General features: G+C 44.3%; 15 protein-coding genes and 2 pseudogenes. 3 read left to right on the top strand and 14 right to left on the bottom strand.

The annotated features are described in order from the left end of the window. Positions 1–8: 8 nt before the first annotated feature. The 10 genes and pseudogenes from IGJ25_RS03575 to IGJ25_RS03530 all read right to left on the bottom strand — a co-directional run bounded on the left by IGJ25_RS03575 (position 9) and on the right by IGJ25_RS03530 (position 8,588). Positions 9–359 (bottom strand): type II toxin-antitoxin system PemK/MazF family toxin, encoded by a 351-nt coding sequence (locus IGJ25_RS03575; RefSeq protein WP_081117112.1) that lies wholly within the window; start codon positions 357–359, stop codon positions 9–11. Beyond that, on the bottom strand, positions 352–576 hold the full coding sequence (mazE, locus tag IGJ25_RS03570; RefSeq protein WP_375353303.1) for a type II toxin-antitoxin system PemI/MazE family antitoxin: 225 nt from the start codon (positions 574–576) through the stop codon (positions 352–354). Before mazE ends, IGJ25_RS03575 begins: the two co-directional genes overlap by 8 nt. A 187-nt stretch (positions 577–763) precedes the next feature. Further along, positions 764–1,306: a GNAT family N-acetyltransferase gene (locus IGJ25_RS03565; RefSeq protein ID WP_438779100.1), complete on the bottom strand. Its 543-nt coding sequence runs from the start codon at positions 1,304–1,306 to the stop codon at positions 764–766. Positions 1,307–1,366: 60 nt separating this feature from the next. Further along, on the bottom strand, positions 1,367–2,023 hold the full coding sequence (locus tag IGJ25_RS03560) for a DUF624 domain-containing protein (protein ID WP_081117114.1): 657 nt from the start codon (positions 2,021–2,023) through the stop codon (positions 1,367–1,369). Positions 2,024–2,034: 11 nt separating this feature from the next. Next, positions 2,035–2,908 (bottom strand): annotated as a pseudogene (locus IGJ25_RS03555) (carbohydrate ABC transporter permease). A 13-nt stretch (positions 2,909–2,921) separates the two neighbouring features. After that, the gene (locus IGJ25_RS03550; RefSeq protein ID WP_438779099.1) at positions 2,922–3,824 is read right to left on the bottom strand and encodes a carbohydrate ABC transporter permease; all 903 of its coding nucleotides are present in this window, start codon (positions 3,822–3,824) and stop codon (positions 2,922–2,924) included. Between the two features lie 86 nt (positions 3,825–3,910). Then, positions 3,911–5,181 (bottom strand): annotated as a pseudogene (locus IGJ25_RS03545) (ABC transporter substrate-binding protein). Positions 5,182–5,226: 45 nt separating this feature from the next. After that, the gene (locus tag IGJ25_RS03540; protein WP_081117117.1) at positions 5,227–6,378 is read right to left on the bottom strand and encodes a glycoside hydrolase family 88 protein; all 1,152 of its coding nucleotides are present in this window, start codon (positions 6,376–6,378) and stop codon (positions 5,227–5,229) included. After that, positions 6,362–8,203 carry a DUF2264 domain-containing protein gene (locus IGJ25_RS03535; RefSeq protein ID WP_438779098.1) on the bottom strand — a complete coding sequence of 614 codons (1,842 nt, stop codon included), beginning with the start codon at positions 8,201–8,203 and terminating at the stop codon, positions 6,362–6,364. The genes IGJ25_RS03540 and IGJ25_RS03535 overlap by 17 nt, the downstream gene beginning before the upstream one ends. Next, positions 8,166–8,588, bottom strand: a complete 423-nt coding sequence (locus IGJ25_RS03530) for a hypothetical protein (protein WP_074535302.1) — start codon at positions 8,586–8,588, stop codon at positions 8,166–8,168. Before IGJ25_RS03530 ends, IGJ25_RS03535 begins: the two co-directional genes overlap by 38 nt. Before the next feature lie 177 nt (positions 8,589–8,765). Here IGJ25_RS03530 and IGJ25_RS03525 point away from each other — a divergent pair, with 177 nt between their 5' ends. Then, entirely contained in the window at positions 8,766–9,809 is a 1,044-nt protein-coding gene (locus IGJ25_RS03525; RefSeq protein WP_005232137.1) for a LacI family DNA-binding transcriptional regulator, read from the top strand. Between the two features lie 59 nt (positions 9,810–9,868). Here the strand turns inward: IGJ25_RS03525 and IGJ25_RS03520 are convergent, their stop codons facing one another. Both IGJ25_RS03520 and IGJ25_RS03515 read right to left on the bottom strand, forming a co-directional pair. Beyond that, positions 9,869–11,536 carry a heparinase II/III family protein gene (locus IGJ25_RS03520; protein WP_225000885.1) on the bottom strand — a complete coding sequence of 556 codons (1,668 nt, stop codon included), beginning with the start codon at positions 11,534–11,536 and terminating at the stop codon, positions 9,869–9,871. Then, positions 11,533–12,381: a hypothetical protein gene (locus IGJ25_RS03515; RefSeq protein ID WP_081117122.1), complete on the bottom strand. Its 849-nt coding sequence runs from the start codon at positions 12,379–12,381 to the stop codon at positions 11,533–11,535. The genes IGJ25_RS03520 and IGJ25_RS03515 overlap by 4 nt, the downstream gene beginning before the upstream one ends. 169 nt (positions 12,382–12,550) lie before the next feature. On the opposite strand from IGJ25_RS03515, the gene IGJ25_RS03510 reads away from it, so the two are divergent. After that, complete coding sequence (locus IGJ25_RS03510; protein ID WP_081117123.1) at positions 12,551–14,386, top strand: DUF2264 domain-containing protein; 1,836 nt, start codon at positions 12,551–12,553, stop codon at positions 14,384–14,386. A gap of 244 nt (positions 14,387–14,630) precedes the next feature. On the opposite strand, the gene IGJ25_RS03505 is transcribed toward IGJ25_RS03510, so the two are convergent. Beyond that, positions 14,631–15,116, bottom strand: coding sequence for a hypothetical protein (locus IGJ25_RS03505; RefSeq protein WP_060792616.1), 486 nt, complete (start codon positions 15,114–15,116; stop codon positions 14,631–14,633). Between the two features lie 91 nt (positions 15,117–15,207). Further along, positions 15,208–15,975: an AraC family transcriptional regulator gene (locus IGJ25_RS03500; protein WP_225000886.1), complete on the bottom strand. Its 768-nt coding sequence runs from the start codon at positions 15,973–15,975 to the stop codon at positions 15,208–15,210. A 101-nt stretch (positions 15,976–16,076) separates the two neighbouring features. On the opposite strand from IGJ25_RS03500, the gene arfA reads away from it, so the two are divergent. After that, on the top strand, positions 16,077–17,609 hold the full coding sequence (gene arfA, locus IGJ25_RS03495) for an arabinosylfuranosidase ArfA (RefSeq protein WP_225000887.1): 1,533 nt from the start codon (positions 16,077–16,079) through the stop codon (positions 17,607–17,609). The last annotated feature ends 224 nt before the right edge of the window (positions 17,610–17,833 follow it).

The following is a 17,833-nucleotide window of genomic DNA, read 5'->3' as shown; positions in this document are numbered from 1 at the left end:
TTTTTTAACTATAATGGAAAATTAAAGTTCATCATAAAATGCTGTGCAACATTAATCAGTTCTTTTTTTGATAGTTTCCCTAATATTTCAATCTTTCTACCGTCACGCTCGGAATAATCTAGCGTATAAACTTGCTTTGTATTTACTTTACTCCCAGGTTTCAATTTATCGTGTTGAATATCGACAAAGTAAGGACGCTTCCTATCTGTACTCGTTATTGGACAAACAATGATCAAATTTGAGGTGTAACTGTACTCATCCCTGCTGATGACTAAAGCAGGCCTGCGCTTTTTGATTTCACTCCTTTTCGAGGGATCAAAATCAATAAATACAAGAGTCCCTTGTTCGAGCCTATTCATCAAGCTGCCTGCCTTCAACAATAAAATCAGCAGCTAGCATATCTTCTGCATCAACAAATTCTTTCTCTTTCGCAGCTAAAAAATAATCATCGATCTTAGGAATCAAGGAAATCGTACCATCGTTTTCTTTGCTGATAAAGTAGGTCTTACCAGCAGGAATCTCAAACTTACTTGCTAGCGTGACCATTACCGCATTTCCTTGCTTTCTTGTTTTCACTGTATCCAAAACAATCACCTTTCCTTCATAACATATATAGTCTATTTCACCACGTAATTACTGTAATTACAAAATACAGCTAGGAGATCAGCCCCCTTTTTTACTAGGTACTTTACTATACGCAAAATGCATCTGATAAATCATCAACAACAAAAGAGGACACGAAAAAATCTCGCATCCCCTACCTTCACTTCTGCTGTGCCCATTCTTCTCGCAAGATGCCATACTTGATGGAATCATAATAGGTGCCTTCCCAGAAACGGACTTTGCGGATCTGGGCTTCTTTGGTCATCCCTAGCTTTTCTCCTAGTTTCATCATGCGGTGATTGCCCGACCACGTGGTATAACCGACACGCTGGATATGAGTCTGTGATTCAAACAACTCATTGATCCACTGGCGAATTGCTTGGCTGCCAATGCCTTGATTCCAAAGGGAAGCATCATAGATGGCTATCCCGAATTCCAACCACTGCTGCAAGGTATTGTCTTCCCAATAAGCGGTCGCGATCCCTACGATTCTACCTTGATAGCTGATCGCTTTACGTAACGGGTTGTCGATGCAGCTAGCACCAAACCCCGTTCGAAATTCTTCCCACGTCAACACGGGGTCTTGGAAATACGGTCCGTCCCATTTTTTCCATTCTAAATCTGCCTTAGGCCCATAGCTGATCGACCAAAGTTCAGCAATCATTTCTTCCGTAATCGGTTGAAGTGTGACTGTTTCTGCCATCTTCAAGCCCCCCTTTCTCCTAAAAAAAGTCGTCTCCTTTATTCGTAGACGACTTTCTTTCTATTTTATCTGAAATTTCCGTAAGTTTAAATAAAGGAGTCCGAAAAAAAGGACTGGAAAAAGAGTAAAGCCAAATTGCGGCTTCAAAATCAAGGCGACAAAAACGGCAACAAACAAAAAGGTTGCTAACAAACTAACAGGCCATTTTTTCAAAGTGAAGAAAAGTGCGGTACGCAGGACATCTTTCTTAGCGGCTTTTGGATTACGCACTTGGAAGTACCAAGCGTTGATACTTAGAGCTATGGAAAGCATCCCTAACAAAAGAAAGAAAGGAACGAGCCATTTGCCACTTTCAAATTGAACCGCAAACAGAATATCCACGATCGCAATGACACTTCCCAGCCAGCCGATGAGCCAATAGAGAAACCCGCGCACGGCAAAGGTTCGTAAAAAGTAGCAGAAATCTTTTACTGGATCGATGTCTTTGTGTTCTGCAAAGCGATCGATCGCAGCCAGGAGGCTGATCATGCTTGGCCCAATCAGCAAGAGTGCCAATGCAAACCAAAGGAGGTTTCTAGGATCGACTGCCAAGAACATTGACGTGAGGGTGTAGGGTGTATTCACGACCCAAAAACTGATATTCAGGGCAAAGCCAATATATAGCCAGCGGAAGATCCGCATGTAAAGATTGTTTTCAAAGGTAGGTTTGGTAAACATGATTGATCACCTCAATTTTTCATTCCCGAAGTAGCGATTCCTTCTACGAAGTATTTTTGCATTGCTAAAAAAGACGATCGCCACTGGCAAAATGGAGACCACAGATGCTGCCATGATCAGGGCGTACTCGGCATCATATAAGCCGACAAACATTTTCAAGCCTAACTGAATGGTTTTGTTTTCGGTTGAGGAGAGGTAGATAAATGGTCCCATATAATCGTTCCACGTATTGACGAAGGTGATGATGGTCAGACTCGCTAAAGCGGGCTTCGTCAGTGGTAGAATGATTTTTCGATAGATCCCCCACTCACTCAAGCCGTCGATCCGCGCACTTTCACACAATGAATCAGGAATACTACTATAGTATTGTTTCAACAAAAAGACGCCAAAGGCACTGAAGGCTTGTAAGAGGACCAAAGACCAAAGCGTGTCTGTCAGCCCGAACTGGCGCATCATGATGAACTGAGGAATCATATAGGATTGCCAAGGAATCGCAATCGTACCGATGTATGTCAGAAACAACAGGTCGCGTCCTTTGAAATGCATCTTCGAAAACCCATAGGCCGCAAAGCTAGAGGTAAACAATTGGATCAAGGTAATGATGATGCTCAAAAAAGCTGTGTTCTTGAAAAAAGTCAGCAAAGGAATGCGATCCCAGATCACCGTATAGTTTTCTGGGTGCCAACTTTTTGGAATCCATTGGATCGGTACGCTAAAAACATCGTTATTGGTCTTAAAAGAAGCAGAGATCATCCAAAGAAACGGGATCAGTGTCACTAACGCGAGAAATGTTAATAAAAGAATCAAGGAGACACTGCCGACCGACAGCTTGGCTTTTTGTTTTGGTTTGGCTTGAACATTCTTTTTACTCAGTGTATTTTCCATCTGTACTCCCTCCTTACACCCGTTCTTGTCTTTGGTTCCACTTAAACTGGATCACCGTGATGCCCAAAACGATCACAAACAAGACCATGGCGATCGCAGATGCGTAACCAAAATTAAATTTCACAAACGCTTCGTTGTAAATTTGATACACCAAGACATTGGTGGCTCGACCGGGTCCGCCGGCAGTCATGACTTGGACCAAATCGAAGATCTTGAAACAGTTGATGACCAGCATGATCGAAACAAAGAAGGTCGTGGGTCGTAAGGACGGCAAAGTCACGTTGCGAAACTGCTGCCACTTGTTGGCGCCATCGATCGAAGCCGCTTCATACAATTCCTTTAGCACACTTTGTAACCCTGCCAAGTTTAAGATCATGTAATACCCCATGCCACGCCAGACGCTGACTATGATGATCGCCGTCAAAGCCCAATCAGAGCTGGAGGTCCAACCAGGAGGATTTTCAATAAAAAATTTCAAAAACTGATTGATTGGTCCCATCGTTGGGTGAAACAACATGTTCCACACGACAGCGATCGCAACTAACGAGGTGACATAAGGAAAGAAGAAGGCAGTACGGAAAAACTTCATTCCACGTACTTTTTTATTCAATAAAATCGCTAAGCCTAAGGAACATACTAACGTCAATGGAACGACGCCAATCGTATAGAGAAAGGTGTTCTTTAACGAGATCCAAAAGGTGTCGTCCCCTAGCATTTTGCTGAAATTTTTCATTCCCACAAATTCAGGTGAACGAAAGGAATCCCATTCCATGAAAGCCAGAATCAATGAGAACACAACGGGCACTAAGGTAAATAAGAAAAAGCCGATAAAGTTCGGTGCAATAAAAGACAGCGCGGTTAGCGTATTTTTGCGTTTCAACTTATTGGCTGCTTTTGATTTTGAAGTTATTTCCATATTTGTCTCCTGCTGCTTGCCAGCAGGCCCCCTTTCATTAATAAAGAGAAGGAACTTTTTTGCCCAAGTCCCTTCTCTCGTTAGGACTATTCGGTTTCAGATTTCACCCTTTTTTCCATATTCGCAATGCCTTCTTTTGGTGTTTCATCCCCTACAAGAATCAAGTCATGTTCTTCTTGCAAGATTTTGTCGATCGCTGGTCCATTTTCATCGACAGGAAACTCGATCGCGACGGTTTCTGGATTGAAGGCTTTTTTCGATACTTCATCGGCGGGCATGCCTTCACGGGAGAAGTAAAGTTCATCAATGGCGTCAGTCTTATACGAAGGAACGACACCGACTTCTGCTAATACTTTGGCGCCTTCTTCACCAGAACAAAAGTCTAAGAATTTTTGAGCAGCTTCTTGATGTTTTGAATTTTTATTGATGGCAAAAGCAGTTGGAGAACCAAATGTCGTTACTTCCCCTTTTTCATTTTGCGGCATTTCCGCAATGCCCCACTCAACATCTGTCTTGCCATCGTCGATATTGGTCATCAACGCTCCCATATACCAAGTTCCCATGTACATCATGGCTGCTTTTTCATTTTCAAATTGTGATTGATACGTAACTTTCGTTGATTTTGCTGTCCCAAAGTCCATTTGCGCTTTTTCGTCTTGCATCCGCAATGCACGATCATAGTACGTTTCCAAGTAGTCGTATTGAGGATCGATCAAGTTGGCGCCATTTTGGGCAGCTGCAATCGCTTGGGTAGTGGAACGCCACGTGTGTTGATACGCACCATAAATTTGTTCGTCTGGTTTTGTTAGCTGCTTGGCAAGCTCCTCATATTCGTCCCAGGTGATGTTTGATGGGTAGTCTAAGCCTGCCTCATCGAACATTTTTTGTTATAATACAAGACCCAAAAATCCGTCCGATACGGTTGTGCATAGGTTTTGCCTTCTACGTCATACATGTCATAGCTTTCTTGCGCTGGGGCAATATCCAATGATCCGATATGGTCGGTGAGATCCACCAATTGGTCCCGCAACGCATAATTAGAGTAAGAAAGTAAATTTTTCATGGTCAAAATATCTGTCGTATCTCCTGAAGAGAGCATCGTCGTCAGTTTGGTATCATAATCATCTGAAGCAATATCGACAGGTTCAACGGTAATGCCCGGATTCGCTTCTTCAAAGGCACGGAATAGTTTTTCGAATTCAGGTGTCGTATCGTAATTCCAAGTGGTTACGGTCAATTTGATGTCGCCATCTTCAGAAGCAGCGGAATCATCTGTCGCTCCGCCTCCACACGCTGCCAAGGCTGCGATTGTCCCAAACATCGTTGCTGCTAATAAACCTTTTTTCAAAAAGTGCATGTTCATTCCTCCATTAAACATTTTTTTAAAGGGTCGCCCCTAAAACTACCAATAGGAATACCAACTTTGTGACACCCGCATCAGCGCTTCCATATAATAATAATCGCCCCAGATCATGCATTCATCGACCCCTTTGAGGGAATTCTTGTCATAAACCCCATGCATCAAAAGTCCGTTTGATTCGGGATGGTCGATCGTTGTATAGTTTTGGGCTAACGACGCCAAGATCGCCAAGGCGTTTTCCTGATAGGCGGCTTGGTTTGGCTGCGTGATCGGTAAATGTTTCGCCAGTTCTAGCAAGCCACAGACTGCGATGGCGGCGGCCGAACTATCCCTTTCTTCCTGACTACCATCATTAAACACTAAATCCCAATAACTGACCTTGTCCGCCGGTAATTCCGCAATAAAGTAATCCGCAAGGTCTTGAGCAGTCTTCAAGAAACTGGTATCACCGGTGTAAAGGTAACTCAGCGTAAATCCGTAGATTCCCCACGCTTGCCCTCTCGCCCAGCAGGAATCATCGGCATAGCCTTGTTGGGTATTGCCGCCGATCGCCGCTCCAGTTTCAACGTCGAAGTAATAGGTGTGATACGTCGTGGCGTTGTCTCGCACGATGTATTTCTGGGTCTGCTTGGCATGAGCATAGGCTGCTTGTTTGTAGGATTCATCCCCCGTCATTTGGGAAGCAAAATACAATAGCGGCAAATTCATCAAGCAATCAATAATGATGCGCCCCCGTTGTTGCGGATCATCGAGATTGCCCCACGCTTGAATGATCTGGGCTTTGGGTGAGTAACGGGCCATCAATAGATCGGCGGCGGCAATCGCGAGTTTTTTCGAAGATTCCAGTCCGTTCACTCGATAGTCGGCAATCGCAGTCAAACTATACAAAAACCCGATATCATGGGTTTCTAGTCCAATTCTTTGGTCCAATCGTTCTTGGAAAGAGTGCAGTTGTTTTTCGATGGTTTCATCAAATTCTGTTGATCCCGTCAGTTCTTTACTCAAAAACAACATGCCAGTCCAAAAACTCGCCGTCCAATCATGGTTGGCTTCTGGTCGATAGACAAGCTGTTCACTTGCTGCCGGTGGGACCAACGTGTCAAAGGTCTTAGTATTCTTTCTTACTTGATTAACGGTGAAGTCGATTTGCTCGGCTACCCATTGTGATAGCTGTACGTCATAGCTGGTTTCCATTTTTTCCTCCTATTCGCTCAACCTGGATCATATGTCCGGATTGATTGATCGTAATGTTGTTTGTTGTCACTTCGACGGTCACTGCTTGTTCTTGTTCTTGTGGAAGCAAGCCGGTGATGAGGGAAACGAACAGGTGCTTTCCCGCTTGTCGTTGAGCAGTTAAATACGGCAGCCACGTTGCAGGATACAAGAGGTTCGTATTTGGCTCCGTTCGTAAGACATCGCTCGTTTCATAGCCAGCGATTGCCTCGATTTTCGAATAGCCGATCGATGTTCGTACCGCAGCGCTGCTTGTGGTTTTTTCAGTGATGGCAGTTGCCTCTTTCGGTGATGAAAACCCACCCTCATAGAAAGAAAGGGCGCGCTGAGAATTGATCTCATGAATGCGAAGGTGACTGCCTATCAGTGGAATGATTGTTGTTTTTATCTGGACGTCTTCCCATGGATTCCATTCATGAATGATCCGATCAGGTAAAAGCTGATACTGGCGATCCAATCCTTTAGTGCGAAAGTAATGGTCATCTTCTGATAAAGCCAATGTGTTGTCATAATTTCCTTCATAAAACCAATAATTGCTCTTGGGCACGCTATTGCCAAACGTCGTTGAGTAGACAAATTTGCTATACTTGCTGCTGGCATGACTTTGATAGTTGATACATTGTCCTGCAGGAAACATCAAGGCATCCGTCAAGTCTTGATTGTGTTGATAAAAGTTCTTACTGATGGGATGAGCCAGTGTTCTTTCAGTGATCACTAATGGCGTCGGGGTGGCTTGCCAATAGGGATGCTCCTTTGGTACCGCTAACAAAAGAAAGGTTTTTAACGCCCAATAAGGTGAACCTGGTGCATTGTAGCCTTCGGCAAAGATCAGATTCTGGTACGAATAGCCGACCGTCAGTATCCCTTCGGAAGTAAAAATGTCTTGCTGCATCCACTGATGCAGGTGACGACTGATCAACCCTTTGATCTCTCCCCATGGCAATGCTTCAACATCCGCAAAAACCAATGCGCTGAAGAAAGAAACTTGCGCAAAGCGATACGTCAAACTTCGACCAAAAGGAACGGCAGCTCCACCTGCTGCAAACCAATGCTTGAAGGTTTGAGCAAACTCGGTGGCTCGTTGTTTGAACTTCCTTTCCCTTTCAAGATCCTCAGGGACAAATCGACAGTACAGAAGACTATAGTAGTGGATCGCAAAAGATACATAGTAATCGATTTGAGTGGCTACTCCGTCACAGTACCATCCTTCCCCTAAATAAAAGGTCTCGATCAATGCCAAGTCAGCATCGATCTTTTCTTGGGAAAAGCTGCTGCCACAACGCTTCATGGCTACATTGACTAGAACCCGAAAGAAATGCCAATTGTTTGCGGGAATTTCTCGTTGATTGACTTGGATCAGCCACGCATGGAGATTATCTTTTTGGCGTTGGGATAAAACATCCCACGTTTTTTCCTTGTTTAATAGTAAAAAGGTACTTAGCGAAGCCATTTCCACGATTCGTTGGTCGAAGTCTTCCACAACACCCCAATAATTGCGACTCTCTGGATCTGTACCCGCAATAATTCCTGAGAGATAGGTTTCCATGAATGAATCTTCTTGCTGGGTTAGATAAGGCGCGAGTCCCCAAAGCGGTCGCAAGAACGCTTCAAGTTCCTGTACCTCTTTCTCATAGACAGTCCCATGGCTGCCTAAAGCCAAATGACCGGGACGACTGCTTGCAAAAGCGGGTTTGAGTTGATCCATGATCGTTTTGAAGCCGGCTGCTACATCTTCATAACTTTCAAATTTATTCTTTTTCAATTGCTGCAGCTTCTGTGATTGCATCCGCATCCTTCCTTTCAATCAATGTCGCTTTAATAAAACCATAATATTCTCCGTAGACCGTCACCACATCTTGCAGTTTCAGTTGTTGACTTTGTTCATTGAATACTTGGTACTGTCCAGCTGCTGTTTCTAGAATAAATCGATCCCCTTTCTCAATGTCTGCTGTTTTCGCATCACTCTTTACGATGGTGCCAGATAGCTTCACGAATTCATGCAACGGGACGACACCTTGCGAAAAATCTTCGTCAGAATAACAAAGCGCTCGTTCTTTTAATTGCTTTTCGCTGCTTTGGGAAAATGCTTGCGTCTGCGTTGCTTCATTTGGAGAACAAGCAGTCAACCCCATAAGTAGACCCAGGATAAATAACGAATTAATCCACTTCATACATGCCACCCTCATTTTTAAAACGCTTTCTTCATTTCAAATCATACTTTTTTTTAGGAAAATAATCAATAGTTTTTCCTAAAAAAAGTAAAATTTTTACTTGAGGGCAATTTCTCTCTTGGTTTTTTTACTAAAAAGAAATATACTGAAGAAAAGAAGCATTGGAGGAGGGATTCTATGGCTACGATTACCGACATAGCGACCATAGCTGAGGTATCAATATCAACCGTATCACGGGTTCTGAACTATGATCCTAGTCTTTCAGTGACCGAAGAAACCAAACGAAAGATTTTCGAGGCAGCTGAAAAACTAAATTATACGAAATACAAAAACAAGCAAAAGCAGCGTGAACTACCAGTGGATGTACCAAAAAAACACAACAAATCGATTGGGATCGTTCAGTGGCGGATGGATGATGAAGAATTAGAAGACATTTACTATATGTCGATTCGTTTAGGTGTGGAAAAACGCGCCGCCGAACTGGGTTGCGATCTGTTAAAAATCTCCAACCTTGATGAGTCAGTGATCCAGTCCGTCGACGGCTTACTGGCAATCGGCAAGTTTACAGAAGAGCGGGTCAAGAAACTCCATGAGCTACACCCCAACCTCTGTGTGATTGGCAGTAACTTTCCGCTGGATGACTACGATTCTGTCAATACCGATTTTACGCAAGCAACGGAGTTGGCTCTTTCTCACTTGATGGGACTTGGTCATCAAAAAATCGCCTTTATCGGCGCCGAGGAAAGTCAAAATATGTATGGGTATCGGCGGTACAAAACGCCAACGGTCAACACCTATGTCGATATGATGCAGCATTATCAGCTGTTTGATGAGGATTATTTCATCGTGAAAGAAAATAGTCGGTTGGATGTCCAAACGGGGGAAGAATTAACGGAGCAGGCATTGGCTTTGTGGCAAGACCGCTTGCCGACTGCGATTTTGGCAGCCAATGATGCCTTTGCGATCGGGGTCATTCATACGCTAACGGCTCATGGAATCAAGATTCCTGAAGATATCAGTGTTATGGGCATCAACGATATTTCGGTGTCCCGCTATGTCTCTCCACCCCTTTCTTCAGTCCAAGCATTTACTGAAGAGATGGGTGAAACGGGGTTAGAGCTACTCTATAACCGCATCGAAAATCCTGGGATCGCCAGACGCATCTTTTTAAGTACACAGCTGGTGATTCGTCAATCTACCGCAAAACCAAAAGAAGGCTGAGAAGCTGCGGTGTCTTCTTGCATTGATCAACGTCATTGCAAGGAAGCACCGCATCCTTCTCACCCTTTTTTTATTTTAATGGTCGTTTTGATTTCCCCTGTCTGCTCAAGCGCGTATTCGGCTTGGATCAAATACGCTTGTGCCTGTACACCATGGTGGTCTTGATAAGTGACTGGCTGTATTTGGATCTTATCACTGGTAAAACGAAGAACACAGCGTGCTTTTTTTGTCATTAGTTGAACGGTCTTATCTTGCACCATTGGTGGTATGTTCGTAATAAAGTTTTCCACCACCAGATTCTTTGCTTGGTGCTCGTCAAAGACAAAATGGTCTTCGATCGTTACTTGTTGCTGCGAGACAACGAAGCGCCGCTGGTATTCAGTGACCGCTGCTTTCGGATAGAACGCACTGAGGTCTAAGTCAAATTGCTGGTCATTGACCTGCAGCACCGTTGCTTCCTCGGCTGTTGGGCGTTGGGTGTGCTGGTTGATGATTGGCAGCGAATGACTGATTGCGGCTGCGGGAAAGTAGTGATAGCGCGTGTTCTCGTCAAAATACTCTTTGGTGTACTCCCCTGCACCAAGGTCCGTCAGAAACAACTCCTCCGTCGTTCCTAAAACAAAATGACCGACATCGAGATGATTGTGGCTTTCTTGATTGCTCCCCCCTTTGGCAGCAAAAAAGAGATCCTGCTGCACATCTTTTGCCATGAACCACTGTGCTTGTTCAAAATAGTGATGAAATGAGGCATTCGTTTCTCGTGTGATCGCTTCGTTATGCCAATACAAATTTCGATAGCTGTGGGCAAACCGGTAGCAAGGATCAAAATCTAACGGACTGACCCCCGATAATTGGGGAACCGCCACGCCCAAATGCTCGTAGCAATAACTGACCAAGCCGCTAGGCAGTTCGATCGCCGAATAATCAGAAAAAGGAACGTAATGCCCTGGAGAAATCATCGTGTAATAAGGAAAAGCGGCAATTTTCCTGGTTTTAGGCTGCTTTAGGTAGGTATCTTCTTGCAATACTTCTGCCAACAATTGCGCATAATACAGAAAATAACCAAACCCATACGCCCAGTATCCGACACCTTCCACACAAGCCCCATCTTCGCCAAAGCTGTTGAGATAGCTTTGCATTGCAGTATCCAATCGTTTGATCATCCGCAATTGTCGCTCGCTTTTTTTCGGCAATACATAGAGCGCCGTCATTCCAAGACAGCCACCAATAACTGCGGACCAATTGTTCTCTTTTGTCTCCCACTCCCAGGTTTGCTCCTCGAAGGGTAAAAAAAGCCGTTGATCGATCTCATACAACACTCGTTCTGTGATAACTGGTGAAAGGTCTCCCCCAACCAACATAAACAACTCTGCTAAAGATTGCCCAGTTTCAGCTGCAAAAAGATCGACTGTGTGGCGCGCTTGCGAAGAAAACTGGCCATCGACAATCGGCAGATGCGCTGGCAGACACCATGTATATTCATTGCAGATTTCCCAAATCACTTGCTCCAACAGCACTTTGATCGCTGCCTTACGCTCCATTTCATAAGCAAGTCCTAAAACCACCAACATCCGTCGGCGGGCAAAATAATGGGATTCGAAGGCAACACGATTCCCCGATTCGAGATACTCTTGATAGCCTTGATAAGGCAAATAGGGAATCTCACCAGTCTCAAGATAAGCCTGTGCCGCCTGTAAAATTTCTTCTTTTACATCTGCTGGATTCACGCGTTTTCCTCCTGAATGGAGCGTCCGAAGACTTCGATTTGGGTCAACGCTGGAAATGGTGAGGGATCGTCATTTTGGATCAGCTCATGCAATTTCACCCAAGTGACCGTTCGCGGCTGGAAAGAAAACCGTTGAGGCTGGCTGCTTTTGACCGTCTGCAAGATTTCTTGACTCCCGTCGGAAAACGCCAACGTGACTTGTTGCCAATAGCTATCATGGGGAAAATCCGCCCGTAACGCAAGCGCACATTGGTCGATGCGGACCTCATGACCAAAGTCGATCGTCAAAGCGGCATCTGCTTGTTGATTGATCCCCCATGAGCCATAGGGATAATTGCCATGAGACGTATTGGCAAAAATGCCATCAATAGCGTTACAAGCGAAAAACGTCGCATCATCTCTTGTTTCAACATTGGCATGGGCATGCGGATAGGCACCCAAGAATTCTTTTTGATCATGAGGGTTTAAGGCGACGTTGCGGTAAGCCGCTAGTTCTTCTTTTGTTGCTACCCGCACACTCAAATAATGGCTTTTCCCAGCAAAACGGCCTTCTGGCGCGGCTTCTTTGGCATTTTCACTAAGGTGTACGGGGTAGATCCACTCGTTGCCTTTGATGTACACCAAAGTAGTCGCCAGCGTTTCATCGAGTGTGACCCACACAAATTGTCCACTGCGTGAGAGCGAGACAACGATTTTATCTCCGTCCTCGTAACAATACTCTTGGGATGCCAACGTGACAAAGTCTTCCGCCGTCGCTTGAAGAAGGGTAGGTTCACTTTCAGGTGTTCGTTTGCCTTTTTTTACTTGATGCTTTTGGTCATAAATCGTTAAGGAAATCTGGGTCATTGCATGTAGCTCCTCTCGTATTTTCTCCATTATAGCGATGTCGACAAAAAAATGTAACTGGTTCCAGCTATTTTTTACTATTTTTTTACTTAAAATCGAAAAATGTAACAGTTTCCATTTCTTTATTTTACTAAATAAAGTAAAATAACAAATAAAAGGAGCTGTTTACATGAGAAACTTCCAAGAAGCATTAAGTAAGAACCCTCTTCGAACCAAAACCGATCTAGAAGAGGCCCTTGTTGATCTGGTCACTCCCGTATACGAATGTATGGCACAACAAGGAACTCCCGGGAGGGTCCACCTAGGAAATTCAGGAGCAGTGTACACTCAGGAAAAGAGTGACGTCGAAGGCTTTTTACGGACACTCTGGGGATTGGGCCCATTGTTCAGCCAAGAAGAAGCGTGTATTCGTTACCCAAAACTTTTTCAACAAGCCAATGCCGGGATCGTTGCAGGCACCACCCCGACCTCTCAGGAGTACTGGGGAAAACTGCATGACTACGACCAATTGTTTGTGGAAATGGGTGCCCTTGCTAGCTATTTGATTTTTACCAAACCCGTCTTTTGGGATCTCCTCACACCAAGAGAGCAAACAAATCTCTTTGATTGGCTCAATCAGATCAATCAGCACACGATCCCTAAAACCAATTGGCTCTTCTTTCGGATTTTAGTTAATATCTTCTTTGAAATGGCAGCATTGCCTTTTTTAGAAACAACCCTTTTGGCTGATCAAGAAGAGATCGAGAGGTATTACTTAGCAGACGGCTGGTATTTTGATGGCTATGAAAACCAAATCGACTATTATATTCCTTTTGGGATGCAATACTACGGACTCCTTTACAGTGTTCTTACTTGTCGTTCCCAATGCCCTTATCAGTTTAACTACCGTCAAAGAGCCGCTACGTTTGCGCAATCCTTTAAGCAGTGGTTCACAAAAACCGGTGCGGCATTGCCTTTTGGTCGTAGTCTAACGTATCGGTTTGCGCAATCAAGTTTCTTTGCTGTCGGTGCTTTCGCCGATATAGAATATGAAGGCTTCACAAAAAATGAAGGAAAATATTTACTGTTACAAAACATGCGTTACTGGTTTCGCCAACCAATCTTTACGCAAGAAGGCTTTTTAAGTATTGGCTATGCCTACCCCAACCTAAATATGGCTGAAGGCTATAACGCACCAGGATCGCCTTATTGGGCTTTCAAAAATTTCTGTGTATTGGCCATCCCAGCGGATGCTGAATTTTGGACGCTTGAGGAGCAAGTGCCAACCTTTGCCACACCGGTGCGCAATCCGCATAGTCGGATGCTTTTGGTGCATAACCAAGAAGGCACAGAATTGCAAGCTTTCACTGCGGGGCAACATTCCCACGAACATGCTCACGGCAATGCCAAATACGAAAAGTTTGTCTATTCGACAACGTTTGGGTTTAGCGTACCGAAAGCAACCGTTTTATTGAAACAAGGTGCCTATGATAATACATTGGCGATCTCAGAGGGGCAGACGGATTTTAAAACAGCTTTTGGTTACGAAGCCTTTGCGATTGAAGATGACTACGTCTATAGTCGCTGGCGCCCCTACGAGCAGGTCGTCATCGAAACCTTTGTGATTCCGATGTATCCTTGGCATCTGCGTTACCATCGGATTCAAACGGATCGAAGGTTGCAACTGGTCAATGGCAGCTTTGCAGCACCAGCTGATGGTGCTGCGCTTTCTAGCAAAGAAGGCACCTTTTATCAAAGCTCGGTTGGCTGTGTCGGTATCAAAAGCTTCCCGACGCATCAAGAAGGTACCCTCTTGATGCCAGAACCCAACACGAATCTACTTTATAGTCGAACAGTCATCCCTCAAATAAGCAAAACCGTTCTCGCCGGACAACAGGAATGGCTCGTTGCGTGTTTAGGCAATGCCTTTTCTGATCAAATCCCACCCTTTGATGTCACTATCACAGCGGACAAAGTAGCAATGAGCCAAGGGGATCAGAGAAAAACCATTCAGCTTAGCTACTAGCAAAAAATTACTGGCAAATGCTAGTAGAAAAGCTACCGAAAACACCTTTCTGATTTACGGGATTGAAGAATGTCCCCCCAGAAGTTCGATTTCAGTCTAAGGTTTCAGCATCGGTACCTTCTGATCCCTCCGTCTCTATTGGCAAAAAGCAAAAAAATACTTGTACCACAAAACGGTGCTTCACGTATTATGAAGTGCCGTTTTTTGGGTACAAGTGATTCATGTTTTGATCGACGATCAGTGCTTATTTCCCAAAAAGCTTTTGGAGAAACCCTTTTTTCTCAGGGACTTCCTTTGTTTCAGTCACCTGAAGCGGTCCAGTTTCCTTCACGACTTGCTGAAAGCCACGATTGTCTTGCAGCAACAGACCGTTTAGTTCCAGGATCCCAGACAGACTGCCAATCATCCGCCGCACTTCTCCCGCACTTTTGCCGAAAAAGCGCTGGTCGTCATTTGCTTCGGCTTCTTCCAAAATAACCAGCAGCTGCTGGATGCTTTGATTTTGTTCACCTAAGACGTACGACAACTGGTCAACTTCCGCTGCTGTAGTTGCCGCTGACGGTACTAAATCCGTTACGAGCTTTAAGCTATCTAAATAATCCTTTAAGTCAAAAATGAACGTTTGTGCCGCTTCATTATTCATTAATTGGCTTTGACTCAATTTTCTTTGTAGCGCTTCCAATTCGCTTGAACGTTTAGAAAGTTCGCTTACGATCGTTTCTGTATCCATACGCCACCTCCTAATGACATTGTCCCGTTTTCTCTTTCATCCGTCAAGAATTCGTCGGACTTTTTTCTGCGTTTTTACCGATCAGACCTGCCTATTGCTCCTGTTGGTACTTTGTCGGTGCACAGCCATAGCGCTTCGAAAAGAGCCGATTAAAATGGTTGATATTTTGGAACCCAGATTGAAACGCCGCCTCTCGAATCGTCAGTGTTTCGTTGCTGCGTAAATAAAAAAACTTTTGAAACCGAGCTTGCAATAAATCTTCTTTGGGCGTGGTATGAAAAAACTGTTGATAGAGCTTATAGAATTGGCTTTTACCGATGGAAAGCTCTCGGCTAAACTGGTAAAAATCCCATTGCTGTTCGCAATTGACTAACATTTTCAATCGCATCGCTTGAAACAGTTGATAGTGTTCGTTTTGTGGTTGCGGGATGCTTTCTTCAAAATTGCGTTCAAGTAAGACCAATAGATTTGTCATATACGCCGCGATCAATTCTTCCGTGTGCCGTTGTGGCAACAAGGATTCATGATTGATCTTTTGGATCAATTTGTTGATTTGTTGAATATTTTTCGGCCGGAACAGTTGGTTACAAGGGATCGCATAGGTTTCTTCGATCACCTGATCCGTTTGAAACTCAACAAAGCTATTAAAAAAATCTTCTTTGCCACGATAATCTTGATAGACGGTTGGAGGAAAAAGAATGCAGCTACCTTTTTCACTAATTTTTTGATGACCATCTTCAAAAGTGAAAACCATTGGAGACAACGTCAACACGAAAAGATAATGCTTTAAGCCAGAGGGTCGATAAATATGATCGGAAACAGCATTGTGCATTTGAAATCCTGAATAGGTTACGTTCAACTTCTCACTCCTTCCTACTTGCCTTTAGTATAAAGAAAACGGACAAAACGTCAATAGAATAAGACAGAATGTAATGTTTATTTTCATGGACTATCGCTACAATGAAAGAAAAGAAAGGGGTTGCAACATTGAAGAAAACTACGATGTATTTAGACAAACACTTTATTTTGGCACCAGTCGACGAACGGATCTACGGCTCTTTTGTGGAGCACTTAGGGCGCTGTGTGTACGAAGGGATCTATCAACCAGAAAGTCCTTTTGCCGATGAGCAAGGCTTTCGTCAAGATGTCGCTGCCTTGATCAAGCAGTTGAATGTGCCGATCGTCCGTTACCCAGGAGGCAATTTCGTCTCTGGGTATAAATGGGAAGATAGCGTCGGCCCTAAAGAGCAACGGCCAGCAAAAATCGATTTGGCCTGGCGGGTGATCGAAAGCAATCAGTTTGGCTTAAACGAATTTATGGATTGGACCAAGCAAGTCAATACGGCACCGATGATGGCGATCAATCTTGGGACACGAGGAATCGAAGCAGCGAAAAACTTGATCGAATATACCAATTTAAAAGGCGGCAGCTATTATAGTGACCTTCGGCGTGCCCATGGGGTGGCCGATCCTCATGACATCAAACTTTGGTGTCTAGGCAATGAAATGGACGGTCCTTGGCAAGAAGGACATAAGACAGCCGATGAATATGGACGTCTCGCAGAAGAAGCTGGCAAAGCGATGCGTCTGGTGGACCCAACGATCGAAACCGTCGCTTGTGGTAGTTCTTCTCTCACGATGCCGACCTTTGGCATGTGGGAAGATACAGTATTAAGTCATTGTTACGATCAAGTCGACTACATTTCCATGCACCAATATTATGGCAACCGTAACGGCGATAGCCAAGATTATCTAGCAAGCAATGTCGCAATGGATCAGTTCATCAGTCAAGTCGCAGCAATCTGTGATGCAGTGAAAGCCAAACGCCGAAGCAAGAAGACGATCAATATTTCCTTCGACGAATGGAACGTCTGGTATCACTCAAATGAACAGGATCAAAAAATTGAACCTTGGAGTCAACACCCACCACAATTAGAAGACGTCTATCACTTTGAAGATGCGTTACTCGTCGCAAGCATGATGATCACGATGCTCCATCACGCAGATCGCGTTAAAATCGCCTGCATGGCACAGCTGGTCAACGTGATCGCACCGATCATGACTTCCGATACTGCCGCTTGGAAACAAACGATTTTTTATCCCTATGAAATGATCAGCAATTATGGTCGCGGTCACGTGTTGCATAGCATTCTTCGAGGGGCTGATTTCGATAGCAGCCACGGAAAAGCTTCTTATGTGGATGCCATTGCGATCGAAAATGAAGATGACTATTTGACCTTTTTCTTAGTAAATAAGGATTTGCAGGATGCCAATGAATTCACTTGCGACTTGCGTCAATATGATTCATTGCAAATCGCTACCCATCAAGTCTTGCACCACCCAGACTTGCATGCCGTCAATACCGAAGCAACCCCGAACAACGTTGTGCCCGTCAATGGAAAAACAGCGGAATTGAATGACGGCATTTTGCGTGTCGTCTTGGAAAAACAAAGCTTCCAGATGCTACGCTTGAAGAAAAACGTCAGCAAGTAACGAGCGTATCTGTTTGAGCAAAAAAAGCAGCAGCCTTGGTGACATCCTGAAAAAACGAGACTTTTACGGAGTGGAGACATCCACTCCTTTTTTATGATCCCCCCTGTTCAATTGCTATTTTTCGCATTATTAACTGATCTGGGCAAGAAGGCGGCAACTGCCAGCTTGTTTTTCAAAAAAAAGACGACAAAAGAACACCCTGCGGCAGCTAAGATACCGCAGGG

The organism is Enterococcus sp. DIV0240d (assembly GCF_051711245.1).
GTDB lineage: Bacteria > Bacillota > Bacilli > Lactobacillales > Enterococcaceae > Enterococcus_D > Enterococcus_D casseliflavus.
Note: the sequence above shows the minus strand (reverse complement) of the source record. Positions and strands in the feature narration are given on the sequence as shown.